General features: G+C 36.9%; 19 protein-coding genes, 2 tRNA genes and 3 rRNA genes. 13 read left to right on the forward strand and 11 right to left on the reverse strand.

Features of this window, described 5'->3' with window-relative positions; genetic code table 11:
* Positions 1-9 precede the first annotated feature (9 nt).
* The 5 genes from LOS86_RS04655 (at position 10) to LOS86_RS04675 (ending at position 4,882) form a co-directional block, all read left to right on the forward strand.
* Positions 10-83: transfer RNA gene (locus LOS86_RS04655), tRNA-Ile, on the forward strand.
* Between the two features lie 92 nt (positions 84-175).
* Positions 176-249, forward strand: a tRNA-Ala gene (locus tag LOS86_RS04660).
* 134 nt (positions 250-383) lie between these two features.
* A 23S ribosomal RNA gene (locus tag LOS86_RS04665) occupies positions 384-3,264 on the forward strand.
* A gap of 159 nt (positions 3,265-3,423) precedes the next feature.
* A 5S ribosomal RNA gene (gene rrf, locus LOS86_RS04670) occupies positions 3,424-3,533 on the forward strand.
* Positions 3,534-3,614: 81 nt separating this feature from the next.
* Positions 3,615-4,882, forward strand: a protein-coding gene (locus tag LOS86_RS04675) for an IS3 family transposase (protein ID WP_231841609.1) whose coding sequence is annotated in 2 segments (ribosomal slippage) — positions 3,615-3,954 and positions 3,954-4,882 — 1,269 coding nt in all. Because the reading frame shifts where the segments join, the coding sequence is not laid out codon by codon here.
* Positions 4,883-5,433: 551 nt separating this feature from the next.
* Here LOS86_RS04675 and LOS86_RS04680 read toward each other — a convergent pair.
* From LOS86_RS04680 to LOS86_RS04690, 3 genes are all read right to left on the reverse strand, one after another.
* Positions 5,434-6,843, reverse strand: a complete 1,410-nt coding sequence (locus LOS86_RS04680) for an MBL fold metallo-hydrolase (RefSeq protein ID WP_231843471.1) — start codon at positions 6,841-6,843, stop codon at positions 5,434-5,436.
* 62 nt (positions 6,844-6,905) lie between these two features.
* Entirely contained in the window at positions 6,906-7,682 is a 777-nt protein-coding gene (locus LOS86_RS04685) for a sulfite exporter TauE/SafE family protein (protein ID WP_231843472.1), read from the reverse strand.
* On the reverse strand, positions 7,682-8,314 hold the full coding sequence (locus LOS86_RS04690; RefSeq protein ID WP_231843473.1) for a Crp/Fnr family transcriptional regulator: 633 nt from the start codon (positions 8,312-8,314) through the stop codon (positions 7,682-7,684). The genes LOS86_RS04685 and LOS86_RS04690 overlap by 1 nt, the downstream gene beginning before the upstream one ends.
* 82 nt (positions 8,315-8,396) lie before the next feature.
* Here LOS86_RS04690 and LOS86_RS04695 point away from each other — a divergent pair, with 82 nt between their 5' ends.
* Both LOS86_RS04695 and LOS86_RS04700 read left to right on the forward strand, forming a co-directional pair.
* Positions 8,397-8,963: a hypothetical protein gene (locus LOS86_RS04695; RefSeq protein WP_231843474.1), complete on the forward strand. Its 567-nt coding sequence runs from the start codon at positions 8,397-8,399 to the stop codon at positions 8,961-8,963.
* 1 nt (position 8,964) lies between these two features.
* Positions 8,965-9,183 (forward strand): hypothetical protein, encoded by a 219-nt coding sequence (locus LOS86_RS04700; RefSeq protein ID WP_231843475.1) that lies wholly within the window; start codon positions 8,965-8,967, stop codon positions 9,181-9,183.
* A 14-nt stretch (positions 9,184-9,197) separates the two neighbouring features.
* Here the strand turns inward: LOS86_RS04700 and mnmE are convergent, their stop codons facing one another.
* The 6 genes from mnmE to LOS86_RS04730 all read right to left on the reverse strand — a co-directional run bounded on the left by mnmE (position 9,198) and on the right by LOS86_RS04730 (position 15,701).
* A complete protein-coding gene (mnmE, locus tag LOS86_RS04705; RefSeq protein ID WP_231843476.1) occupies positions 9,198-10,610 on the reverse strand; it encodes a tRNA uridine-5-carboxymethylaminomethyl(34) synthesis GTPase MnmE in 1,413 nt (470 codons plus the stop codon).
* A gap of 279 nt (positions 10,611-10,889) precedes the next feature.
* Positions 10,890-12,008 carry a DNA polymerase III subunit beta gene (gene dnaN / locus LOS86_RS04710; protein WP_231843477.1) on the reverse strand — a complete coding sequence of 373 codons (1,119 nt, stop codon included), beginning with the start codon at positions 12,006-12,008 and terminating at the stop codon, positions 10,890-10,892.
* Between the two features lie 88 nt (positions 12,009-12,096).
* Positions 12,097-13,779, reverse strand: coding sequence for a gliding motility-associated ABC transporter substrate-binding protein GldG (gene gldG, locus LOS86_RS04715; protein ID WP_374107580.1), 1,683 nt, complete (start codon positions 13,777-13,779; stop codon positions 12,097-12,099).
* Positions 13,779-14,504, reverse strand: coding sequence for a gliding motility-associated ABC transporter permease subunit GldF (gldF, locus tag LOS86_RS04720; RefSeq protein WP_133610940.1), 726 nt, complete (start codon positions 14,502-14,504; stop codon positions 13,779-13,781). Before gldF ends, gldG begins: the two co-directional genes overlap by 1 nt.
* A gap of 68 nt (positions 14,505-14,572) precedes the next feature.
* Positions 14,573-14,869, reverse strand: coding sequence for a putative quinol monooxygenase (locus tag LOS86_RS04725; protein ID WP_231843479.1), 297 nt, complete (start codon positions 14,867-14,869; stop codon positions 14,573-14,575).
* 4 nt (positions 14,870-14,873) lie between these two features.
* Positions 14,874-15,701, reverse strand: coding sequence for an SAM hydrolase/SAM-dependent halogenase family protein (locus LOS86_RS04730; RefSeq protein ID WP_231843480.1), 828 nt, complete (start codon positions 15,699-15,701; stop codon positions 14,874-14,876).
* A gap of 106 nt (positions 15,702-15,807) precedes the next feature.
* On the opposite strand from LOS86_RS04730, the gene LOS86_RS04735 reads away from it, so the two are divergent.
* The 4 genes from LOS86_RS04735 (at position 15,808) to LOS86_RS04750 (ending at position 18,902) form a co-directional block, all read left to right on the forward strand.
* The gene (locus LOS86_RS04735; protein ID WP_231843481.1) at positions 15,808-16,761 is read left to right on the forward strand and encodes a PhoH family protein; all 954 of its coding nucleotides are present in this window, start codon (positions 15,808-15,810) and stop codon (positions 16,759-16,761) included.
* A gap of 13 nt (positions 16,762-16,774) precedes the next feature.
* Positions 16,775-17,296: a hypothetical protein gene (locus tag LOS86_RS04740; RefSeq protein ID WP_231843482.1), complete on the forward strand. Its 522-nt coding sequence runs from the start codon at positions 16,775-16,777 to the stop codon at positions 17,294-17,296.
* Positions 17,297-17,407: 111 nt separating this feature from the next.
* Positions 17,408-18,358, forward strand: coding sequence for a phosphoribosylaminoimidazolesuccinocarboxamide synthase (locus LOS86_RS04745; RefSeq protein WP_194096364.1), 951 nt, complete (start codon positions 17,408-17,410; stop codon positions 18,356-18,358).
* Positions 18,359-18,500: 142 nt separating this feature from the next.
* A complete protein-coding gene (locus tag LOS86_RS04750) occupies positions 18,501-18,902 on the forward strand; it encodes an ankyrin repeat domain-containing protein (RefSeq protein WP_231843483.1) in 402 nt (133 codons plus the stop codon).
* Between the two features lie 64 nt (positions 18,903-18,966).
* Here LOS86_RS04750 and LOS86_RS04755 read toward each other — a convergent pair whose 3' ends face one another.
* Positions 18,967-19,572, reverse strand: a complete 606-nt coding sequence (locus LOS86_RS04755; RefSeq protein ID WP_231843484.1) for a DUF559 domain-containing protein — start codon at positions 19,570-19,572, stop codon at positions 18,967-18,969.
* Positions 19,573-19,808: 236 nt separating this feature from the next.
* Positions 19,809-20,903: a M42 family metallopeptidase gene (locus tag LOS86_RS04760; RefSeq protein WP_231843485.1), complete on the reverse strand. Its 1,095-nt coding sequence runs from the start codon at positions 20,901-20,903 to the stop codon at positions 19,809-19,811.
* Positions 20,904-21,012: 109 nt separating this feature from the next.
* On the opposite strand from LOS86_RS04760, the gene LOS86_RS04765 reads away from it, so the two are divergent.
* Both LOS86_RS04765 and LOS86_RS04770 read left to right on the forward strand, forming a co-directional pair.
* The gene (locus LOS86_RS04765) at positions 21,013-21,693 is read left to right on the forward strand and encodes a DUF4294 domain-containing protein (protein ID WP_231843486.1); all 681 of its coding nucleotides are present in this window, start codon (positions 21,013-21,015) and stop codon (positions 21,691-21,693) included.
* 1,024 nt (positions 21,694-22,717) lie between these two features.
* Positions 22,718-24,233, forward strand: a 16S ribosomal RNA gene (locus LOS86_RS04770).
* Positions 24,234-24,312: the final 79 nt, after the last annotated feature.

Below are 24,312 nucleotides of genomic sequence, written 5' to 3' on the forward strand. Positions count from 1 at the left end.
AGAAAACAGAGTCTCGTAGCTCAGCTGGTTAGAGTACTACACTGATAATGTAGGGGTCGGCAGTTCGAGTCTGCCCGGGACTACTTTTTTAAGTTTGTTTAAAGGAAATTTTAGAGGTTGAGTAGCCGTTTGAAGTACTGTTAACTGATAACTGTTAACTGAACACTAAAAAAACGGGGGATTAGCTCAGCTGGCTAGAGCGCCTGCCTTGCACGCAGGAGGTCATCGGTTCGACTCCGATATTCTCCACGATTCCGAAAGGAAAAAAGTTCATTGACATATTGAGATACAATACATTTAAAAAGTAGAAAGTACAGTAGATGCGTGATTTATCACGTATTTATAAAGAAAGTCCTATTTTTATGCAAATAGAAATAGGCGGCACATAAGCAAAATAAGGGCGTATGGGGGATGCCTAGGCTCTCAGAGGCGAAGAAGGACGTGATAAGCTGCGAAAAGCTACGGGGATTGGCACACACGAATTGATCCGTAGATATCCGAATGGGGCAACCCACTATGTTGAAGACATAGTACACCGATAGGTGAGCAAACCCGCTGAACTGAAACATCTAAGTAGGCGGAGGAGAAGAAAACAAAAGTGATTCCGTAAGTAGTGGCGAGCGAACGCGGATTAGCCCAAACCAGTGTTGTTATGGCAATGCTGGGGTTGTAGGACCACGAGATTTCTTGCGGATTGAATCGGAATAACCTGGAAAGGTTAACCAGAGAGGGTGATAGTCCCGTATGAGTAAGAGAAGATAAGAATAGTGGTATCCTGAGTAGCGCGGGGCACGTGAAACCCTGTGTGAATTTGGCGGGACCATCCGCTAAGGCTAAATACTCCTGAGAGACCGATAGTGAACCAGTACCGTGAGGGAAAGGTGAAAAGAACCGTGAATAACGGAGTGAAATAGATCCTGAAACCATACGCTTACAAGCGGTCGGAGCCCTTTCGTGGGGTGACGGCGTGCCTTTTGCATAATGAGCCTACGAGTTACCGTTGCTGGCAAGGATAAGTACTTCAGGTATGGATCCGTAGCGAAAGCGAGTCTGAATAGGGCGCTTTAGTCAGTAATGGTAGACGCGAAACCGTGTGATCTACCCATGGGCAGGATGAAGCTGTGGTAACACATAGTGGAGGTCCGAACCGGTTGACGTTGAAAAGTCTTCGGATGACCTGTGGGTAGGGGTGAAAGGCCAATCAAACTCGGAAATAGCTCGTACTCCCCGAAATGCATTTAGGTGCAGCGCTGGGTATAAGTTATATAGAGGTAGAGCTACTGATTGGATGCGGGGGCTTCACCGCCTACCAATTCCTGACAAACTCCGAATGCTATATAATGTTTACCAGCAGTGAGGGCATGGGTGCTAAGGTCCATGTCCGAGAGGGAAAGAACCCAGACCATCAGCTAAGGTCCCCAAATGTATGCTAAGTTGAAAAAACGAGGTTTGTCTGCCCAGACAGCTAGGATGTTGGCTTGGAAGCAGCCATTCATTTAAAGAGTGCGTAACAGCTCACTAGTCGAGCGGACGAGCATGGATAATAATCGGGCATAAGCATACTACCGAAGCTATGGATTTGTAGTAATACAAGTGGTAGGGGAGCATTCTAAACTGGGTCGAAGGTGTGATGTGAGTCATGCTGGACTGTTTAGAAAAGAAAATGTAGGCATAAGTAACGATAATGCGGGCGAGAAACCCGCACACCGAAAAACTAAGGTTTCCGCAGCTATGCTAATCAGCTGCGGGTTAGTCGGGTCCTAAGGCGCACCCGAAAGGGGAAGTCGATGGCCAACGGGTTAATATTCCCGTACTACTTATAATTGTGATGGAGAGACGCAGTGGTGAAAGTACCGCGAACTGACGGAATAGTTCGTTAAAGCACTTAGCTATAGGCCCGGTAGGCAAATCCGCTGGGACTGGTGAAATGCGATAGTACTCAGAGTCTTCGGACAACGAGATAGTGTACCTAAAGGCTGCCAAGAAAATCTTCTAAACTTCAGATTATAAGTACCCGTACCGTAAACCGACACAGGTAGTTGAGGAGAGAATCCTAAGGTGCTCGAGAGATTCATGGCTAAGGAATTAGGCAAAATAGACCTGTAACTTCGGGAGAAAGGTCGCCAGCAGCAATGCTGGCCGCAGTGAAGAGGTCCAGGCGACTGTTTATCAAAAACACAGGGCTCTGCAAAATCGTAAGATGAAGTATAGGGCCTGACACCTGCCCGGTGCTTGAAGGTTAAGTGGAGATGTTATCTTCGGAGAAGCATTGAAATGAAGCCCAAGTAAACGGCGGCCGTAACTATAACGGTCCTAAGGTAGCGAAATTCCTTGTCGGGTAAGTTCCGACCTGCACGAATGGTGTAACGATCTGGACACTGTCTCAGCCATGAGCTCGGTGAAATTGTAGTAGCGGTGAAGATGCCGCTTACCCGCAGTGGGACGAAAAGACCCTGTGCACCTTTACTATAGCTTAGTATTGACCTTGGACACGTGATGTGTAGGATAGGTGGGAGACTGTGAAGTGGCGTCGCTAGGCGTTGTGGAGTCATTGTTGAAATACCACCCTTTGCTTGTCTGAGGCCTAACCCCGAAACCGGGGGACATTGCTTGGTGGGTAGTTTGACTGGGGTGGTCGCCTCCAAAAGAGTAACGGAGGCTTCTAAAGGTTCCCTCAGCACGCTTGGTAACCGTGCGTAGAGTGCAATGGCATAAGGGAGCTTGACTGAGAGACATACAGGTCGATCAGGTACGAAAGTAGAGCATAGTGATCCGGTGGTTCCGCATGGAAGGGCCATCGCTCAAAGGATAAAAGGTACGCCGGGGATAACAGGCTGATCTCCCCCAAGAGCTCATATCGACGGGGGGGTTTGGCACCTCGATGTCGGCTCGTCACATCCTGGGGCTGGAGAAGGTCCCAAGGGTTGGGCTGTTCGCCCATTAAAGTGGCACGCGAGCTGGGTTCAGAACGTCGTGAGACAGTTCGGTCTCTATCTACTGTGGGCGTTAGAAATTTGAGTGGATCTGATTCTAGTACGAGAGGACCGAATTGGACTGACCGCTGGTGTATCTGTTGTTCCGCCAGGAGCACTGCAGAGTAGCTACGTCGGGAAGGGATAAGCGCTGAAAGCATATAAGCGCGAAACCCACCACAAGATGAGATTTCTTTTAAGGGTCGTGGAAGATGACCACGTTGATAGGCTATAGATGTAAAGGCAGTAATGTCATAGTCGAGTAGTACTAATAACCCGTAAGCTTATGTACAAGCCTCCCCGCTAAGGCGGGGAGCGAAACTTTCTTTAAATTATTTTTATCTCAGTATGTTAAGATATTTGCCCGCCTATGGCGTGGCAGTTAGGAGTTAAAAGTTATGAGTTTGGAGTTTTCTCCCTACTGTAAACTAGAAACTACTAACTAAAAACTTAAGGTGGTTATTGCGTCGGGGCTCACCTCTTCCCATTCCGAACAGAGAAGTTAAGCCCGACAGCGCAGATGGTACTGCAGTTATGTGGGAGAGTATGTCGCCGCCTTTCTTTTGAAAAGCCTGTCTATCTAGACAGGCTTTTTTGTTATATTGTCTTGTCCTGAAAAAAGTTGACTAAAAATCACATAATATGTCAACAAAAAAGAAAATTTCAAAAATTCCAACTGTCCCACAAATTTACAGCGAAGCATTTAAACGTCAAGTTGTAAGTGAATTTGAGAGGGGTTTATTTACAAAAGCAGAGCTTCGAAGACGTTACAATATTTTAGGTAGTAGTTGTATACCAAGATGGTTAAAAAAATATGGTAAATTTACCTATGAAGATAAATTAACTATTGGTCGTCCTATGAAAGATCCTCAACAACAGCGTATAAAAGAGCTAGAAGCTCAATTAGCGAAAAAAGAAGAAGAATTAAAAGTATTTAAACGATTTATTGAAATAGCTGAACGTGAACTTAAAATTGATATTGTAAAAAAGTCTGGTTCCAAGCAGTCGAAGAAATAAATATAAATAGTTCATTGACTATTTATGAGTTATGCGAACTGTTTGGATACACAAAACAAGCATTTTACAAGCGAAAGTCAAAGGTAAAAACACCTAAATACAACTCAGAATTATTACGAAGTTTGGTAGTTACTATTCGTAAGCAATTACCCCGAACAGGTGGTAAAAAACTTCATGTAATGTTACAAGATGAATTTATAAAACACCATATATCAATTGGTCGGGATAATTTTTTAGATTTTTTAAAAGCAGAATATTTACAAGTTCCTAAAGCTCGAAGATATTACAAAACAACAAATTCAAGACATTGGATGAAACGATATCCAAATTTAATTAGCAATTTAGTACTTAACAGACCTGAGCAGGTTTGGGTTGCTGATATAACATATTTACGAACAAAAGAGAAAACATATTATTTGCATTTACTCACTGATGCGTGTTCCAAGAAAATTGTAGGATATCAATTGTCAGATAATTTAATGAGCTCAACTACTGTAAAAGCTTTAGAAATGGCTTTGATTAAGAGGAAAACAAAAAATCAACTCATTCACCATTCTGATAGAGGTTTACAATACTGTAGTAAAGAGTATACCGAATTGTTAAAGAAAAACAATATTTTAATTAGTATGACGCAAGAATACGACCCATATGAAAATGCAGTGGCAGAAAGAGTAAATGGAATTTTAAAAGAAGAATTTGGTTTACATGAAATATTTGAAAACTATCAAAATTTAAACAAACAAGTTACACAGGCCATAACTTTATACAACAATTTTAGAATACATATGTCAATTAATATGATAACTCCAAACCAAGCACATCAACAAAAAATAATACATTTAAAACAATGGAAAAAAATAAATCGTAACAGAATTAATTCTGTTACGATTTAACTATATTTGAATTATTAACGAGTCAACCTTTTTTAGGACAACTCATATGTAATTTAAAAAAAAATAATTAAAGATATCGAACAGAGAAGTTAATCCCGAAACTTAGGGACGACAGCGCAGATGGTACTGCAGTCATTTGGGAGAGTATGTCGCCGCCTTTAGCTTCGCTCAGTCGGACATAGTCCTCGAGTCTTTTGAAAAGCCTTCATCGAATGATGAAGGGTTTTTTGTTACCAATAGATCGTCCCGATGGGACTCTAAATATATAAAACCACCTAATTAAGGTGGTTTTTTTGTTTATATACTTAATGAGAAGCTAGCGTTAGCAGCAGACTTGGAAAAGTATAATTTTTAAATATAAACAAGTTATGCGTTAGGAATTACTTCGTCAGTTCGCAAGCTCGTGTGGAGTAATTGTTTGTGCTCTTACTTAAAATTCTTTAAAATTTTAAGTAAAGCGAGTACGGATAGCTCGACTCGATTAAGCGGTGTAACGCAAAAAAAATCCGACTCTTTCGATGTCGGATTTCATAATTTATCTACAAATTATTTTATTTCAATGTACTCGGACAAACATAAGCTGTTAATGGAACATCAGTAGTTCTGATGCCGGCCATTCCTTTTTCTACGTTAATCATGTTATGGTAGCCTCTAGCTTTTAATATTGACGACATAATTACTGAACGATAGCCACCTGCACAATGAATGAAGAATTTCTCATCTTTTGGTACTTCGGCTAATTGTTCGTTTACGTAGTCTAATGGAATATTTTTAGCATTTACAACGTGTTGCGCTGTATATTCTCCTGGTTTTCTTGAGTCGATAACTGGTGCAGTTTCATATTGTGTTGCGAAAACTTCAGGCGAAATAGATTCAATACTGTCCGTTTCGTAACCTGCGGCTTTCCATCCTTCGATTCCTCCTAATAAAAAACCTAACGTATTATCAAATCCTACACGAGATAATCTTGTAATGGTTTCTACTTCTTTTCCTTCTGGCGTAATTAATAAAATAGGTTGTTTGGTATCTCTGATTAATGCTCCAACCCAAGGAGCAAATTGCCCATGTAATCCAATGAAAATAGATCCTGGTATATGTTCTTTTACGAAGTCATTCTCGTTTCGTACATCTAAAATTAAAGCATCTGTTTGATTCGCAACCGCTTCAAATTCTTTTGGATGTAAAGGCGTTTCTGCTTTTGACATTACGGCATCCAAACTTTCATAACCTTGAATATTCATCAATACATTTTGTGGAAAATAAGCAGGAGGAGGCGTTAATCCATCTAATAATTCTTTGATGAATTCTTCTTTAGTCATATCGGCTCTTAAAGCATAGTTGACTTTCTTTTGATTCCCTAAAGTATCAGTAGTTTCTTTACTCATGTTTTTTCCACACGCACTACCGGCACCGTGATTTGGATAAATAATTAAATCATCGTTTAACGGCATAATTTTATTACGTAATGAATCATATAGATGACTTGCTAAAACTTCTTGTGTTAGATCTTCTACTAATTCTTGTGCTAAATCAGGACGACCTACATCACCGATGAATAATGTGTCTCCCGTGATGATTCCGTGTTGTTTTCCAGTTTCATCAGTAACTAAATAGCAAGTACTTTCTAATGTATGGCCTGGAGTGTGAATTGCTTTGATTGTAACAGTACCAACTTTAAATTCTTGTCCATCTGTTGCAACAATACATTCAAAATTTGGCTTTGCAGTTGGACCATAAACAATAGAAGCTCCAGTTTTCTTTGCTAAATCTAAATGTCCTGAAACGAAATCTGCATGAAAATGCGTTTCAAAAATGTATTTGATTTTAGCGTTGTCTTTATTCGCTTTTTCGATATAAGGTTGAACTTCTCTCAATGGATCCACAATTGCAGCTTCTCCATTACTTTCAATGTAATACGCAGCGTGAGCAATGCATCCAGTATATATTTGTTCGATTTTCATAATATCTTATTTTTTACAAATTTACGTTCTAAAATTTACTTTTTCTGTACTCAAAGTTACATTTACATTTCTTTTAACAAGATAATTGCCGCCATGAGTAATACAAAGTAAGCAAAAATCTTCTTTAATTGGCTTTCATTCGTGTATTTTGTGAGGTACATTCCCACAAATATTCCAACAACTGAAATAGCTGAAAATGTTAATAAAAACAACCAATCGATTTCTAAATTTTGTACATCACCCATAAATCCAACTAAAGAGTTCATGGCGATAATGAATAGGGAAGTCCCAACGGCTTTTCGCATTGGTAATTTGGCAAATAAAATCAATGACGGAATTATTAAAAATCCGCCACCAGCTCCAACCAATCCTATGATGATTCCAATAGTGAAGGTTTGAATTCCTATTAGAATTAGATTTCTTTTTTCTTCGTTATTGGTGTCTTGACTTTTCTTTTTTAATACTGAAAGTGCTCCGAAAATCATAATCACTGCAAAAAACAACATTAGAAACGTGTTTTTCGTGATGAGAATTGGTGATTCTATTATGACTTTAGGGATTTCGGGTACAATATATTTACGTGTTAAATAAACTGCTATAAAAGACGGAATGGCAAAAATGAATCCGTTTTTAATATCGATTAAGTTTTTTCTATAGTTTTGAATCGCACCAAAAGTAGATGTTGTTCCAACAATAAATAAGGAGTAAGCAGTTGCTGTAACAGGACTTACACTCATTAAGTACACCAAAATCGGAACGGTTAAAATTGACCCACCTCCGCCTGTTAGTCCTAAAACTAATCCAATAAATAATGCGCCAACATAGCCTAAAATCTCCATTAGAATTGAAGGATTTCGATTTTATTTCGGTGTAATTTGATTTTGCCTTGCAATTCTAAGGCTTTTAATAATCGGGAAATTACAACTCTTGAAGTATGCATTTCGTAAGCAATTTCTTGATGTGTATTTTTAATTTCGGTATCGCCAATTACTTTTGCCTTATCGGTTAAATATTTGTATAAGCGTTCGTCTAAATTCATGAAAGCCAAGGTGTCAATCGCTTCTAACATTTCGTTTAATCGGACATTGTAACTATCAAATACGAAGTTTCTCCATGTTTTGTATTTGGTCAACCATTCTTCCATTTTTTCAACAGGAATCATCAACATCGCTCCATCGGTTTCTGCTATAGCACGAATGCGACTTTTAGATTGTCCCATACAACAAGTCAGCGTCATGGCACACGTATCACCACGTTCTAAAAAATATAATAAAAGTTCATCGCCATTTTCATCTTCTCTCAATATTTTAATAGCACCCGTTAATAAAAGTGGCATGGATTTTATATAATCACCAATTTCGATTAAAAATTCATCGGCCTTAAATTCTTTGTATACAGCTACTTTTGCAATTTCATCTATTAAAGCTTCTTCAAAAATATACCCGTAGGATTGCGTTAGTATGTCTTTCATTAGTAATCTTTTTTGTAAATATACAACGAATCTTTAAAAATCATATGTTACTTTTGTTACAAAGAAATCGATTTTGCGATATATGACTTTAAAAAAATATAATAAAACCAATTTTCATAAACATACTTTTTGTGAGTTTACAGAGGTTGATGCAACGTTGATTCCAAATATCGATAGGCATTTTAAAAGTAAATCGGGAAGTGGTTATTGTTTTACTGATAAAGGAGTGTATCGTATTTCCAACCACTGGGGAAGAGCTGCTAATTGCAGATGGCGTTTAATTTCAAAGACAAATTCGGACTCAAGTTCAAAAGTTAATAATGGTCAAAGTCGAATAGGTTATGCTAATTGGACAAATTTTTATCCGAATAACGAAATCGAAAATCTTTTTTATATTGAAGTAAATTTCGAAATCAATAATGTAACGTTTCAACATAAATTCAATCCCAACTATGATGGAAAAGCAGTTTTAAGAAATGCTTCCGAAACGGCAAAAGTCATCCGACAAATAAAAGAAATTTTGGAATCGGATACTTGGGCGAAATATTTGGATTTTGATGATTTAGAGCAACTTCGTAAAGAAATTATTTTACAATTAATTACAACCAATAAATCATTACAAATTTTAAAAAAAGAGTTGCTTAAATAAAATGAAAGACCAATTTTACACAATTAAAAAAGACATTCAATTTATCATTGATAATATTGCTATTAAGAATTATACTCAAGCTAGTATTAAATTAATTGAAGTAAGTGATACTTTAGACGAGATGATGGATGTTACAATTGATGAAGCTGTTTTGAGAGAAATTAGTAAATATCAAGTCTTGCTAGATCATTTGCAAATTAAGATGAGTGGAGTGGAGTGAAAGTTCTAAATATATTACTTCCCGATACAAAAATTCGCAAAAATATTTCCTAAAAGCTCGTCGTTAGTAACTTCTCCAGTAATCTCTCCAAAATAGTGTAGAGCAGAACGAATATCAATCGCCATTAAGTCAGAAGAAAGCCCTGAATCCAATCCCCATTTTACTTTTTGAATTTCCTCTAATGCTTTTAATAATGAATCATAGTGACGTGTATTGGTAACAATCGTTTCATTATTTCTTAATGCACCAGTGTTTACGAATGAAAGTAAAGTGTTTTTTAATTCATCTATTCCTTCTTTATGTTTAGCACTTAAAAAATGTATATTGTCGATTGTAGCTTGTATAGTGTTTTTTTGTTCCAATGAAAGTAAATCAGCCTTATTAGCAATAACTACAACCGTTTTTAAAGGATATTTGTTTATAATCTGTTCAGTTTCATTTTTTAGCAAAGCTAAACTGTCAACAGACAACTTAGAACTGTCAACCAAGAAAAGAACTACTTGCGCTTGCTCAATCTTCTCAAATGTCTTCTGAATTCCAATACTTTCCACCACATCCTTTGTTTCACGAATTCCTGCCGTATCAATAAATCGGAAACCAATTCCGTCGATTACTAATTCATCTTCAATCGTATCACGAGTTGTTCCTGCAATGTCAGAAACAATGGCGCGTTCTTCATTCAATAAAGCATTCAATAAAGTCGATTTTCCAACATTTGGTTCGCCTACAATAGCTACTGGAATTCCGTTTTTAATTACGTTACCAACAGCAAACGAATCAATCAAACGTTTTAAAACGAATTCAATTCTTTCCAATAAATCATGAAATTGTGTTCTATCGGCAAATTCCACATCTTCTTCTGCAAAGTCTAATTCTAATTCGATTAGAGAAGCAAAATTCAGTAATTCTTCACGCAATTTAGCAATCTCGTTACTGAAACCGCCACGCATTTGTTGCATCGCAATTTGGTGACTCGCTTCATTGTCCGAAGCAATCAAATCAGCCACCGCTTCTGCTTGTGATAAGTCTAATTTCCCGTTTAAAAATGCTCGTAAAGTAAATTCACCTGCTTGCGCCATTTTAGCGCCTTTACGAAGCAATAATTGGATGATTTGTTGTTGAATAAAAGTAGAACCATGACACGAAATTTCAATCACGTTTTCCCCTGTGTACGAATTCGGACCTTTGAAAATCGAAAGTAACACTTGGTCGTACACTTTGCCAGCCTGTCCTGAGCTTGTCGAAGGGTCTACAATATGCCCTAAGTGAATCGTATGCGTCTTCTGTTTCGTGATATCTTTTCCTGAAACCGATTGAAATACTTCAGCAGCTATCGTAATAGCATCTTTACCAGATAATCGAATAATAGCAATCGCACCCGCTCCAGACGGTGTAGCTAATGCAACTATGGTTTCTTGTGGAATCATGTTCTAAATTTAGATTGCAAAGATAAATCAAAGTCAGAAGTTAGAAGTTAGAAGTTAGAAGTTTTTTTAGTTACACAAAGTCTTACAAAGTTTAGCGCTAAGTTACACAGAGTTTTCTTTTGCTTCCTTTGCGAGAAAACTTTGCCTCTTTGCGTTTAAATTTAATTCTTGAGCTTAATAAAATTAAAAAACCACTAAAGCCAAAGCCAAGTGGTTTTTAAGTTAGTTAAGGTTGGTAATAAGATTCTCAGTTAAAACTGTAAAATCAAATATTTTAAATTAGTTGCTCAACATTACTGGCATTACAAGCATCGTAACTGTTTCGCCTTCGTCTAAGCCATCTACTGGAGTTAAAATTCCAGCTCTGTTTGGCATTGACATTTCTAATTGGATTTCATCACTTGATAAATTATTCAACATTTCCGTTAAGAAACGTGAGTTGAACCCGATTTGCATATCGTCTCCTTGGTAATCACAAGTCAAACGCTCGTCTGCTTTGTTAGAGTAATCGATATCTTCTGCTGATATATTCAATTCGGTTCCTGCTATTTTTAAACGGATTTGGTGCGTTGTTTTGTTAGCAAAGATAGCCACACGACGAACCGAGTTTAAAAACTGAACTCTGTTGATTAATAATTTGTTTGGATTTTCTTTTGGAATTACCGCCTCGTAGTTTGGATATTTTCCATCGATCAAACGACAAGTTAATACATAATTCTCGAAAGAAAAAGTTGCATTAGAATCGTTATATTCGATAGCTACTTCAGCATCTGATGCTGCTAAAATTCCTTTTAAAATGTTTAAAGGTTTTTTTGGCATAATAAAATCCGCTACTTGAGATGCTTTTACATCGGTGCGAGCATATTTTACTAATTTGTGTGCGTCTGTAGCAACGAAGATTAATCCTTCTGGTGAAAATTGGAAGAAAACACCACTCATTACAGGGCGTAAATCATCGTTTCCAGCAGCGAAGATGGTTTTACTTATTGCAGTTGCTAATACTTCAGCAGGAACTAATGTTTTTGAAGGATCATCTAAAACTACCGCTTTAGGAAATTCTTCTCCTGGTGCATAAGCAATGGCATATTTACCCGAGTTTGAGCTAATTTCTACGGTCGAATTGTCTTCAACGGTAAACGTTAACGGTTGCTCTGGGAAGGTTTTTAAGATATCTAATAAAAGTTTTGCTGGAATAGCAACACTTCCTTGACTTGTAGAATCAATTTCTAACGTAGCCGTCATGGTTGTTTCTAAATCAGAAGCAGAAACTTTTAATTGGTTGTTGTCTAATTCAAATAGGAAATTATCAAGGATAGGTAAGGTGTTACTACTGTTGATAACACTTCCTAAAACTTGTAATTGTTTTAATAAATACGAACTCGATACTATAAACTTCATCATCTTGTATTTTAAAATCGTGATTTGATTTTATATTTCACAAATATATTCTAATTCTGTTCAACCGCAAAAACAATTTTATTAACAACTAGCGGCTGTATTTTCTTTTTCGCAAGAAAGTAAATAAAAACCCAAAGATAGCTAAAATAACTATTGGTAATCCGACAGTTATCATTTGTGCCATACTGTAATTTTTATATACTTCTTCTTTGTTTAAAAGTGGTAAATCGACATCTTTACTTCGGATGTTAATAAGTCCGTTATCGTCTAAAAGATAATTTACGCAGTTCATTAAGAACTCTTTGTTACCATATAATTGATTGGTCCATTTGTCGAAACCTAATTCTAATGGCACGCCTTTGTCTATTTGATTTTTAATTATATCGCCATCAGAAACCACAATCATTTTGTTTTCTTTTCCTAATGATTGAAACGATTTGTCTTGGAAAGGTAAAATTCTGTTTTGATATGCAGATTTGAATTTTCCTTCCATTAAAACCGCAACAGGAATCAATCCTTTGCCTTCGTATTCTTCAGGAGTGGTTTCTTCCGTAACCATATCTAATGATATTGGGGTTAACATTCCCACAGTTTTGGAATATTCTGATGAAGCTAATAAAATAGTTTTACGAACATCATTTTTTAATATTTCAATAGGAGAAGCGAATTCAAACTTAATTCCTTCCATGTTTTTAACTAAAGGATGTGTTGAAACCGGATAAATAAACGGTGAAAAACGCCAAGTATATTGTTGGTATTGCGTTTCGCTTCCTTGATTTCCGGTTGCTAGTTTAATAGGTGTTCCGTATTCATCTTTAATTATTGACGGTGTAATTCGGATACCATATTTAAAAAACATATCCGTTAAATTCAAATCTCGTGTTGCAGGTAAAATAGTACCCGATTCGTTATACAAACTATCCATATCGGCTGAAACAGCATCAATTAACCAAAGCGTTTTTCCACCATTCATTATAAACTGGTCTAACACTTGTTTTTCTGCTTCAGAGAAAGCTTCTGTTGGTTTTGCAATAACTGCTAAATCATATTTTTTAAGCGCTTCTAAAGTCTGAGTAGGTTGTTTTGCTACTGAATCTAAAGTAAAAGGTCCAATGTAATAACTTTCTTTAACGGTCTTAAGGAAGTCGGCCATATAAGGCTCAATAAGTTCTCCATTTCCTTTGATAATAGCAATTTTCTTTTGTTTTTCTTTCGAAATTTTATTGATAGCTTCCGCAAAACCAAATTCCAAATGCTGTACCGAACTAATTACTTTTTGTTCCGTAGAAGCTCCCATTAAGTTTTTCAATAAAGCCACTTTCGTGAATTTATCGCCATACGTTGCTTGTGCCCAAGGAAAAACTACTTCTTGCGATTGTTTTCCTTTGTCTTCCACGGTAATACTCAAAGGTTGCAAGCCTTTAAGTTGAAATTGTTTCATTACTTCAACTATTGTTTCCTTTTTCTCAATCGGATTTTTGAAGTTGAAAATAATGTTTGAATTATAAGCTGAGAATTCTTCTAAAAGTTGTTTGGTTTCGATTTGTAAACGCTTGAATTCTGGTGGAAAATTTCCTTCCAAATACACTTCAATGTATAACGGACTATCCACACTTTTAATAATGTTTAAAGTCGTTTCCGATAACGTATAGCGTTTGTCTTGTGTTAAGTCGAAACGTTTGAAAAAGAAGTTGCTGATTAAATTGATAACGATGATTGCTAAAAATACAATTCCTAATTGCTTTAATGCTTTTGATTTGTTCTCCTTCATTACCATTTCAAAGATTTAAGTTGATAAACCGTTGCCGATAAAAATAAAAACGTCACACTCACAAAGTACACAATATCTCGTGTATCTAACACACCGCGACTCATACTTTTAAAGTGATAATCCATTCCTAAAGCAGCAAACATCGAACTATAATTTCCAAGGAAAGAAGCAATGCCATCAAACCCAAAATAGAAAAAGAAACAACAAAAAACCGCAATTATAAATGCCACAATTTGGTTATCTGATAAAGTAGAAGCAAAAATTCCAATCGCCGTATAAGCCGCAATTAAGAACAATAATCCGAAATACGAACCAAGTGTACTTCCCATATCAATATTGCCTTGCGGATTTCCAAAATGCGAAATCGTCAACACATAAATGATCGTTGGAACAATCGCTAAAATGATTAACACCAAAGCACCTAAGAATTTTCCGTTTACGATGTCCCAATTCGAAAGCGGTTTGGTAAACAACAATTCAATCGTACCTTGTTTTTTCTCATCTGAAAAACTGCGCATGGTTACAGCAGGAATTAAGAAAATTAAAATCCATGGCGCCAATTTGAAAAACGGACTCATATCGGCAAAACCCGAGTTTAATATGTTGAATTCGCCTTCAAAAACCCAAAGAAATAATCCGTTGAGTAAAAGAAAAATCCCGATGACTAAATATCCAATCGGCGAACCAAAAAAGGATTTTATTTCTCGTAATAATAATGCTTTCATTTATTTTTTTATTTTTTGTTTCAGGTTTCAGGTTTCAGGTTTTTCTCCCAACTTCCATCTTCCAACTCCTAACTTAAAGTTACCAATCTATCCACACTCCAAGCTTCTGGCTTATCGCTAAACAACGTTTTAGTATAACTCCAAACGCCTTCAAACAAATCCGATTTTCTGTAATTTTCTAATGCTTCCTCGTTTTCCCAATAACTGTACGTGAAGAAAATACGTTTATCGTTTTTGTCTTGATACAATTCTAAGAAACGGTTTCCTTCGAAGTTTCGTATGTGGTGTTTCACTTCTTCAAAATTATTTAAAAAAGCTTCGATTTTATCTTCGTGAAAACGCATTTTTACAATTCTTATGAACATATTTTTATTTGAATTTAATGGATACCGTATCTCTAAAATGTAATCCTAATAAGGTGGCTGCCGAACCTACCGTTTTTGGATTACTCTTATATATTGCAATTTCTAAATAGCCGTTTTCATTAAATAAGGCCAAAAATTCACCTTCTAAATCCTTTAATTGTTTCACATCGGAAACCGGAAAATCGGAGTAGTTTTTGTGCAAACGACTGAACTTTTTATTTTTAATTACAATTTCGAATTTTCTACCTCTAATGGTTTCGTTAAATTGTTTGTACGAAATATTAGTAACGCAATTTCCAAACGAATCGATATACACAATCTGACCTTTTATTTCATTTAAATCAGCCGAAATCGAAGAGGTCAACACACTCACAGGTTTCAAAGCGGGAATTTCCTTACCAATCACATTCAACAAACCACCTCTTGCAATATGACACGCCACCGCTACGAAAACATCCATATCACTTGCATCAATATTCAATCGGTCGTGGATGGTAATGGCTACGATTTTCTGTGGAATTTTCTTCTGGATTAACGTATTCAAAATTCCGTTATCGGCACAAATGAAATAATGATCGTCCCATTGCATCGCAATATGTTGGGTATCGCCCACACGTTCACTATCCACACCAATAATATGAATCGTGCCTTTTGGAAAGTTGTGATAAGCGGCTTCAATACAGTAACTCGCTTCTAATGTGTTGAATAAGTCAATCTCGTGCGAAATGTCTACAATAACTGCTTCTTTGTGTTCCGACAAAATTTTTCCTTTCAAAGCACCTACGAAGTAGTCTTTGTGTCCAAAGTCGGTAGTTAAAGTAATTATTGACATTTTTTTGTTTATAACTTATTTGAAATCCAACAGTAGTTTTTACTAAATTTGATTGCAAAGCTACTATAATTTTAGCGTTTCAAAAATAATTAAAAAAAGAAAGCCTTTGAACGAAAGAATCATTGAATTAGTCGACATTGCTCCAAAAGAATTTTGGGGTGCGCAAGATGCTCATCTTGAAACTATTAAGAAGTATTATCCAAAACTTAAAATCGTAGCACGAGGAACTACTCTTAAAGCATTTGGTGAGCCAGAAATCTTGGATGAGTTTGAAAATCGCTTCAAAAGATTGATGCATCATTTTACGCGTTACAACAGTATTGATGATAATGTTATTTTGAGGGTTTTAGAAACGAGTCATCAACATGATGCCGAACACATGCACGATCGCGATAAGATTTTAGTGCATGGTGTAGGAGGAAAGTTAATCAAAGCCATGACGCCTAACCAACAAAAATTGGTGGATTATGTACACAAAAACGATATGGTTTTCGCTATCGGTCCAGCCGGAACAGGAAAAACGTATACCGGTGTTGCCATGGCTGTAAAAGCATTGAAAGAAAAACAAGTCAAGCGAATCATATTAACACGTCCAGCTGTGGAAGCAGGAGAGAACTTAGGTTTTCTTCCTGGTGATATGAAGGAAAAGTTAGATCCATACATGCAACCTTTATACGATGCGTTGCGCGATATGTTGCCACCACAAACTTTAGAAGATTACATTTTAAAAGGCATTATTCAAATTGCTCCTTTAGCGTTTATGCGTGGACGAACTTTAGATAATGCATTCGTAATCTTAGATGAAGCACAAAATACCACGCATTCCCAAATGAAAATGTTCCTAACACGTATGGGAAAAAACGCCAAATTCATCATTACGGGCGACCCAGGTCAGGTGGATTTACCACGAAGAACGATTTCAGGATTGAAAGAAGCTATTTTGGTTTTGAAAGATGTTGAAGGCATCGGAATCATTTACTTAGACGACAAAGATATCGTGCGCCACCGATTGGTTAAGAAAATTATTGATGCATATAAGAGTATTGAGAATAATGATTAGATGAAAAGGCTTTATGAAAATCATATCTAAATCAATTTTGTTTGTTTTGACCTTATTTTGCTTTTCATTTACAGACAAAGATAATTTTGAATCAGAGTTTGAGCAACTTCAAAAGTTTGAATCATTGGCTCTTAAAAATGCGAATATAGGAAAGGAATATACTTACGATTTAACAAATAAGGAAGGTTGTAATAAGACTAAAATTAAGTATTTAGGTGTTATAAAAACTAACAATGGCAAGCAATACAAAGTTTTAAGTTCTTTTTTTGTTTTCTCAGCAGCAAGTACTTGTCATGGAACAAGTAATATTAAAATTTACAATTTGGATAATAAATATCTAGGAAAATACAATGTTGGAATGCCAGAAGATTTACCAAATGAAATTAAAAATAATAAATCGATTTACTGGACTAAAATTAAAGATTGTGATTTAAGAGCTAATTTTTTAATAAACTTTGAAAAAGGTTTACCAGAAAGATTTTTTCTTCCATGCTCACAAAAAGGAGGTGATGAGATAATTTTTACTAATGAATAAGTAAAAGGAATAATTTTAAAGGGGTCGAATTCGACCACTTTTCATATGAAATCTTTTTTGAAAGAAAATAAATAGTTTACTTTTGCACCACACAAACAACAACACAACATAATGAATACAATTACGACTACCAATTTCAATTTTCCAGGTCAAAAATCGGTGTACCGTGGAAAAGTTAGAGAAGTTTACAATATCAATGATGACTTATTAGTAATGGTCGCTACCGATCGTCTTTCGGCATTTGATGTGGTTTTGCCAAAAGGAATTCCTTACAAAGGACAAATCCTTAATCAAATCGCTACGAAGTTCATGGAATTAACGTCTGATATTGTACCGAATTGGTTAGTAGCAACTCCAGATCCAAACGTGGCGGTAGGACATTTATGTGAGCCTTTCAAAGTGGAAATGGTAATTCGTGGGTATTTATCAGGACATGCAGCGCGTGAATATGCAGCAGGAAGAAGAATCCTATGTGGTGTGGAAATGCCAGAAGGTTTAAAAGAAAACGATAAATTCCCAACACCAATCATCACGCCAACTACGAAAGCCGATAACGGTTCTCACGACGAAGATATTTCTCGTGAAGCTATTTTAGCTAACGGAATTGTAACCGAAGAAGATTATTTAACCTTAGAAAAATACACCAGAGCCTTATACCAAAGAGGAACTGAAATTGCAGCGTCTCGCGGTTTAATCTTAGTAGATACAAAATACGAATTCGGGAAAACAAAAGACGGACAAATCGTATTAATCGACGAAATCCATACACCAGATTCTTCTCGTTATTTCTACGCAGAAGGATATGCTGAAAGACAAGCAAATGGCGAAGAACAAAAACAATTGTCAAAAGAGTTCGTACGTCGTTGGTTAATTGAAAACGGTTTCCAAGGAAAAGAAGGCCAACAAATTCCGTTTATGTCAGACGAATACATCGAAACGGTTTCAGAACGTTACATTGAGTTATTCGAAAACATCATTGGAGAAAAATTCGTAAAAGCGGATATTTCCAATATCAATGAAAGAATTGAGAAAAACGTTTTGAATTATTTACAAAATAGATAAAAGAAAATTTTATATAGAAAGGATCCCGAGTTAGCTCGGGATTTTTTTGCGGTTTGTTAAAGTTATGTTAGATTTTTAAAATGCTGTAACGAAACAGTTTAGAGTTCGTCCTATTCATATCAATCATTAAAAATCAATCATCATGAAAAAAACGAACAGATTTTGGGTAATCCTACCCGCAGTAACCTTATTGTTTACATCAGCTTTACAAGCGAGTGAAAGTACAACAACAATCGCAACACCAGTTGCCGTTGTAAAAATTACACCATCACAGTTAAATGTAGCCATTAGTAAAGGCGATTTAGCCAAAGTGCAACAATTAGTTGGAATAGGAGTAGACGTCAACAAAAAAGACGAACGTAGTATAACGCCTTTAATGTATGCCATCTTATTCAAGCAAACTCAAATTGTAGATTACTTAATAAGAAACGGTGCCGATTACAACGCTGAAGATGCCAATGGTTTAACCATCTTAGATTACGCCAAGAAATCAAAATCAGAAGAAATTTTAAAACTGATCAACGACGCTCGTAAAAGACGATAAGAGAAAATCCCGCAAAAGCGGGATTTTTTGTGGTTAGTTTTATGAGTAAATATAGTATTCTAAATTAGACTAGATTGTGAATTCTATTAAATTCGATTTCAAGAAATTCTATTCCTGTTTTGAATGGTTCGTTCTGTTTTTTTAAAAATTCAAAATTAGTTTTGTATTGTTCAGGAAAATCTCGAAATTCTTTTACCATTCTTGCCAATCCTGCAGGACATAAATAAGCAGGTGTGTTTTGTCCTTTATACCCTAAAGAAGGAATACTTTCATCAAATAAAAATTCTTTAACTTCAATTCCGAATAGTTTTTTTACAGCATTATTTGATAATTGAATAAAATATGGGATTCTCACTACTTTATATCCTAAATCTTCGTAAACTTTTGTCAGTCTAATATCTTTTTCAATAATATCTGGTTTGGTATAATGTTGTAATCCATCAAATTCAATTATCAACTTCAGAGTTTCACTTCTATAATCAGGGCGGCTTTTGTAAGTTATATCATTTATTTTGCCAAGAGTTTTGTCGTGAATCCAATCTTCAACATTAGGAAAAATTACTTTTAAATATTCATCTAATCCTGTTCGATGTAATCCAGTATCTTTATCAATTCCTGCTTTTTTTGCCAATTCAGTTGTTTCTCTTAAAAATCCCCACTTACTTTTCATTACAGCTTATTTATAAAATTTTCAGTTTTCATAGATGATTAATTAATAAATATCTTAAGAATATTATTGTTTTTTATTCTCCTGCAATATAACAAAATTCTCACAAATAATTTGCTGTAGTTTTTCTGCATATTTTCAAAAACTTTAAAAAAAGCACAAAAAAAATCCTCAAACAAATGAGGACTTTAGGTTTTGTAAAAATTCAATTCTCGACTTCGCTCGAACTGACATTTTTATTATTTAAAATAACTAAACGTTTCGTTATTTTCAATTTTCAATAGCGTTTCGTAAATCAATTTAATAACATTTTCTACGTCGTCGCGGTGTACCATTTCTACAGTAGTGTGCATATAACGCAACGGTAACGAAATCAAAGCCGAGGCAACACCGCCATTGCTATACGCAAAAGCATCAGTATCGGTTCCGGTAACGCGAGAAGTAGCATGGCGTTGGAAAGGTATTTTGTTTTCTACTGCTGTGTCCACAATCATTTCACGTAAAACGTTTTGTGTCGCCGGAGCGTAAGCAATAACAGGTCCGCGTCCCATTTTTAAATCGCCTTCAATTTTTTTGTCAATCATTGGCGTAGTCGTGTCGTGGCAAACATCGGTTACGATGGCAACGTTCGGTTTAATGCGTTGGGTAATCATTTCGGCACCACGCAAACCAATTTCTTCTTGCACCGAGTTCACGATGTACAATCCAAAAGGCAATTTCTTTTTGTTCTCCTTTAATAAACGCGCTACTTCGGCAATCATAAAACCACCCATGCGGTTATCAATGGCTCTACACACAAATTTATCGTGGTTTAAAATTTCAAAAGTATCTGGATACGTAATCACACAACCCACATGAACGCCTAAAGCTTCTACTTCGGCTTTCGTAGAGCAACCACAGTCAATAAATATGTTTTCAATTTTTGCTGATTCTTCTGCTTTTCCGGCTCTTCCTCTTGTATGAATCGCTGGCCAACCAAAAACGCCACGAACAATTCCTTTCTTTGTATGAATGTTCACACGCTTCGATGGCGCAATCTGATGATCCGAACCTCCGTTTCTAATCACATAGATTAATCCGTCATCAGTAATATAATTCACATACCACGAAATTTCATCAGCATGACCTTCAATCACCACTTTATATGGCGCATCTGGATTAATCACTCCCACCGCACTCCCATACGTGTCAGTAATAAAAGTATCTACATACGGTTTTAGGTAGTCCATCCAAATTTTTTGTCCTTCCGCTTCATGTCCCGTTGGCGAGGCATTATTCAAATAATTTTCCAAAAAAGTCATCGACGACTTCTTTAATATCGATTTTGTGCTCATAGTATCTATAATTTTTTGCTAAAATAGAAATAAGTAAGTAGAGTTTCACAATATTTCAATAATTTTGGTTTACTTTTTGCAGTGAGTTAAAAAGTTAAAATCAATCATCATGTACAAATTATTATTAAGTAGTTTTTTCTTGTTCATCGCTACTTTCTCTTTTGCCCAAACCGAAACCGATACGTTACAAATGACGGCTCAAGATTCGTCTATTATATATTCCATTGAATTAAAAGAAATTATTTTCACGCCAAATAACGTCTATGCCAGTGATGAAGACAAAAAAGCCAAGTTAATATTAAAGAGAAGAATCTTTAAAGTATACCCGTATGCCAAATTAACGGCAGATAAGCTAACGCAATTAAACGCTACCATGGCAAAACTGAAGACCAGTCGCGAAAAAAAGAAATACTTTAAAATCGTAGAAAAGTATTTAGAAGAAGAATTCGAACCACGTTTAAAAAAGCTATCCCGTAAAGACGGTCAAATCCTAGTCAAACTCATTTACCGCCAAACCGGAAGCACTACTTTCGATCTAATCAAAGAATACAAAAGCGGATGGAAAGCCTTTTGGGCGAATTCCACAGCCTATTTATTCGACATCAACCTCAAAACCGAGTACAATCCATTTGAAGTAAAAGAAGACTATCATATAGAAGGTATCTTAAACGCCGCCTTCAATCAAGGCCAACTCACCAAGCAAGATCCCAAGAAGCCCATAGACTTCGATAAATTAAACGAACACTGGATTAATAAAATCAAACTACAAAAACCAGTTTCAAAAGATTAATTTTTTTTTAGAAGCACCCATTCAGCATTCCATAAAACTATTCGTCCCGCTGTCCGCTATATCTTTTACAAACCTGACAGGTTTTCAAAAACCTGTCAGGTTTATAAAAGGATGCCACTCCCATCGGGGCTAGAGAAGACGTATAGTATTCCAGAAGACTATTTCATTTTTAAAACCATTATGTCATTTCGAGTTCACGAGAAATCTCCTACTCAAGTAGGCTAACATTTGAGCGAAGCGAAAATAATTATCCTTGCCATAGAACTTGTTCTTGTTCTTGCCCTTGTTCTGTCATTTCGCCGAAGTAGGAATCTCCTACGAAGTAGGCTATTGCTTAACACAGTTAAGCCCACACCTGAAACTTGAAACCTGAAACCATACATATATATAGTGTAAAACAAAATAAACGAATCCTTCTTAGAAAGCATTCCCCCTTCGAAGGGGGGTAGGGGGATGTAAAAAACTTTCCTATATTAAATCCTTGTTATCAGCGTGTTAAGAAAAACAATAAAAAAAAGAACAAAAAAAGAAGCTAAAAGCCTTGTGGGAACAAAAAAGATTTCTACTTTTGCACCCGCATTAGAGCAGAAGTTCACATACAAACTGAAGATTAAACAAATCAAAAAAACTTTTAAAAAAAGTTAAAAAAAGATTTGGATAATAAAAAGTAAAGGTAGTATCTTTGCCGACCCGAAACGAAAGAATCGGGGCGTACAAGTTCTTAAAAATAATGAGTAAGTGGTCGGGAAAAAATAATCAAAAAATTTTTTCAAAAAAGCTTGCCAGATTAAAAAAGAGTTGTACTTTTGCACCCGCTAACTGAAACAGTGGCGATGTAAAGACAAGTTACTAACTTGTCTCGAAAACAAAGAATGACACGTTCATAGACATATTGAATTGACAGCACAAAATTACAGTGATGTAATTTTGAAAATAAGAGAGAGTAAGATTTTTCGAGTAAATTGAAAACAACCTAGCGACTTGAATCGAATAAAACAATGTTAGTTTAACTAACGAACAATATACGATGAAGAGTTTGATCCTGGCTCAGGATGAACGCTAGCGGCAGGCCTAACACATGCAAGTCGAGGGGTAGAAGGAGCTTGCTCCTTTGAGACCGGCGCACGGGTGCGTAACGCGTATGCAATCTACCTTGTACAGGGGAATAGCCCAGAGAAATTTGGATTAATGCCCCATAGTATATAACCTTCGCATGTTGGTTATATTAAAGTTCCAACGGTACAAGATGAGCATGCGTCCCATTAGTTAGTTGGTAAGGTAACGGCTTACCAAGACGATGATGGGTAGGGGTCCTGAGAGGGAGATCCCCCACACTGGTACTGAGACACGGACCAGACTCCTACGGGAGGCAGCAGTGAGGAATATTGGTCAATGGTCGCAAGACTGAACCAGCCATGCCGCGTGCAGGAAGACGGTCCTATGGATTGTAAACTGCTTTTATACAGGAAGAAACCCTCCCACGTGTGGGAGCTTGACGGTACTGTAGGAATAAGGATCGGCTAACTCCGTGCCAGCAGCCGCGGTAATACGGAGGATCCAAGCGTTATCCGGAATCATTGGGTTTAAAGGGTCCGTAGGCGGCCTTATAAGTCAGTGGTGAAAGCCCATCGCTCAACGATGGAACTGCCATTGATACTGTAAGGCTTGAATTATTGTGAAGTAACTAGAATATGTAGTGTAGCGGTGAAATGCTTAGATATTACATGGAATACCAATTGCGAAGGCAGGTTACTAACAATGGATTGACGCTGATGGACGAAAGCGTGGGGAGCGAACAGGATTAGATACCCTGGTAGTCCACGCCGTAAACGATGGATACTAGCTGTTCGGCGCAAGTTGAGTGGCTAAGCGAAAGTGATAAGTATCCCACCTGGGGAGTACGCACGCAAGTGTGAAACTCAAAGGAATTGACGGGGGCCCGCACAAGCGGTGGAGCATGTGGTTTAATTCGATGATACGCGAGGAACCTTACCAGGGCTTAAATGTAGATTGACAGGACTGGAAACAGTTTTTTCTTCGGACAATTTACAAGGTGCTGCATGGTTGTCGTCAGCTCGTGCCGTGAGGTGTCAGGTTAAGTCCTATAACGAGCGCAACCCCTGTCGTTAGTTGCCAGCGAGTCATGTCGGGAACTCTAACGAGACTGCCAGTGTAAACTGTGAGGAAGGTGGGGATGACGTCAAATCATCACGGCCCTTACGTCCTGGGCCACACACGTGCTACAATGGTAGGTACAGAGAGCAGCCACTGCGCGAGCAGGAGCGAATCTACAAAACCTATCTCAGTTCGGATCGGAGTCTGCAACTCGACTCCGTGAAGCTGGAATCGCTAGTAATCGGATATCAGCCATGATCCGGTGAATACGTTCCCGGGCCTTGTACACACCGCCCGTCAAGCCATGGAAGCTGGGGGTGCCTGAAGTCGGTGACCGCAAGGAGCTGCCTAGGGTAAAACTAGTAACTAGGGCTAAGTCGTAACAAGGTAGCCGTACCGGAAGGTGCGGCTGGAACACCTCCTTTCTAGAGAAGATTTGAGCCGCAAGGTTTTGGTTGAAAGGGAAATATTACTCTCGCTGTTAATTTAAAAAATAAGAATAAG

The organism is Flavobacterium cyclinae (genome assembly GCF_021172145.1).
In the GTDB taxonomy this organism is placed as follows: Bacteria; Bacteroidota; Bacteroidia; order Flavobacteriales; family Flavobacteriaceae; genus Flavobacterium; species Flavobacterium cyclinae.

Bases quoted from the DNA above. Each gene is read 5' to 3' on its own strand.
- LOS86_RS04765 (WP_231843486.1), top strand. From the start codon at position 21,013: ATGTACAAATTATTATTAAGTAGTTTTTTCTTGTTCATCGCTACTTTC.
- LOS86_RS04690 (WP_231843473.1), bottom strand. From the start codon at position 8,314: ATGAAAGACATACTAACGCAATCCTACGGGTATATTTTTGAAGAAGCT.
- LOS86_RS04745 (WP_194096364.1), top strand. From the start codon at position 17,408: ATGAATACAATTACGACTACCAATTTCAATTTTCCAGGTCAAAAATCG.
- dnaN (WP_231843477.1), bottom strand. From the start codon at position 12,008: ATGAAGTTTATAGTATCGAGTTCGTATTTATTAAAACAATTACAAGTT.
- LOS86_RS04755 (WP_231843484.1), bottom strand. From the start codon at position 19,572: ATGAAAAGTAAGTGGGGATTTTTAAGAGAAACAACTGAATTGGCAAAA.
- LOS86_RS04725 (WP_231843479.1), bottom strand. From the start codon at position 14,869: ATGTTCATAAGAATTGTAAAAATGCGTTTTCACGAAGATAAAATCGAA.
- LOS86_RS04730 (WP_231843480.1), bottom strand. From the start codon at position 15,701: ATGTCAATAATTACTTTAACTACCGACTTTGGACACAAAGACTACTTC.
- gldG (WP_374107580.1), bottom strand. From the start codon at position 13,779: ATGAAGGAGAACAAATCAAAAGCATTAAAGCAATTAGGAATTGTATTT.
- LOS86_RS04760 (WP_231843485.1), bottom strand. From the start codon at position 20,903: ATGAGCACAAAATCGATATTAAAGAAGTCGTCGATGACTTTTTTGGAA.
- LOS86_RS04680 (WP_231843471.1), bottom strand. From the start codon at position 6,843: ATGAAAATCGAACAAATATATACTGGATGCATTGCTCACGCTGCGTAT.
- gldF (WP_133610940.1), bottom strand. From the start codon at position 14,504: ATGAAAGCATTATTATTACGAGAAATAAAATCCTTTTTTGGTTCGCCG.
- LOS86_RS04740 (WP_231843482.1), top strand. From the start codon at position 16,775: ATGAAAATCATATCTAAATCAATTTTGTTTGTTTTGACCTTATTTTGC.
- LOS86_RS04700 (WP_231843475.1), top strand. From the start codon at position 8,965: ATGAAAGACCAATTTTACACAATTAAAAAAGACATTCAATTTATCATT.
- LOS86_RS04685 (WP_231843472.1), bottom strand. From the start codon at position 7,682: ATGGAGATTTTAGGCTATGTTGGCGCATTATTTATTGGATTAGTTTTA.
- LOS86_RS04750 (WP_231843483.1), top strand. From the start codon at position 18,501: ATGAAAAAAACGAACAGATTTTGGGTAATCCTACCCGCAGTAACCTTA.
- mnmE (WP_231843476.1), bottom strand. From the start codon at position 10,610: ATGATTCCACAAGAAACCATAGTTGCATTAGCTACACCGTCTGGAGCG.
- LOS86_RS04695 (WP_231843474.1), top strand. From the start codon at position 8,397: ATGACTTTAAAAAAATATAATAAAACCAATTTTCATAAACATACTTTT.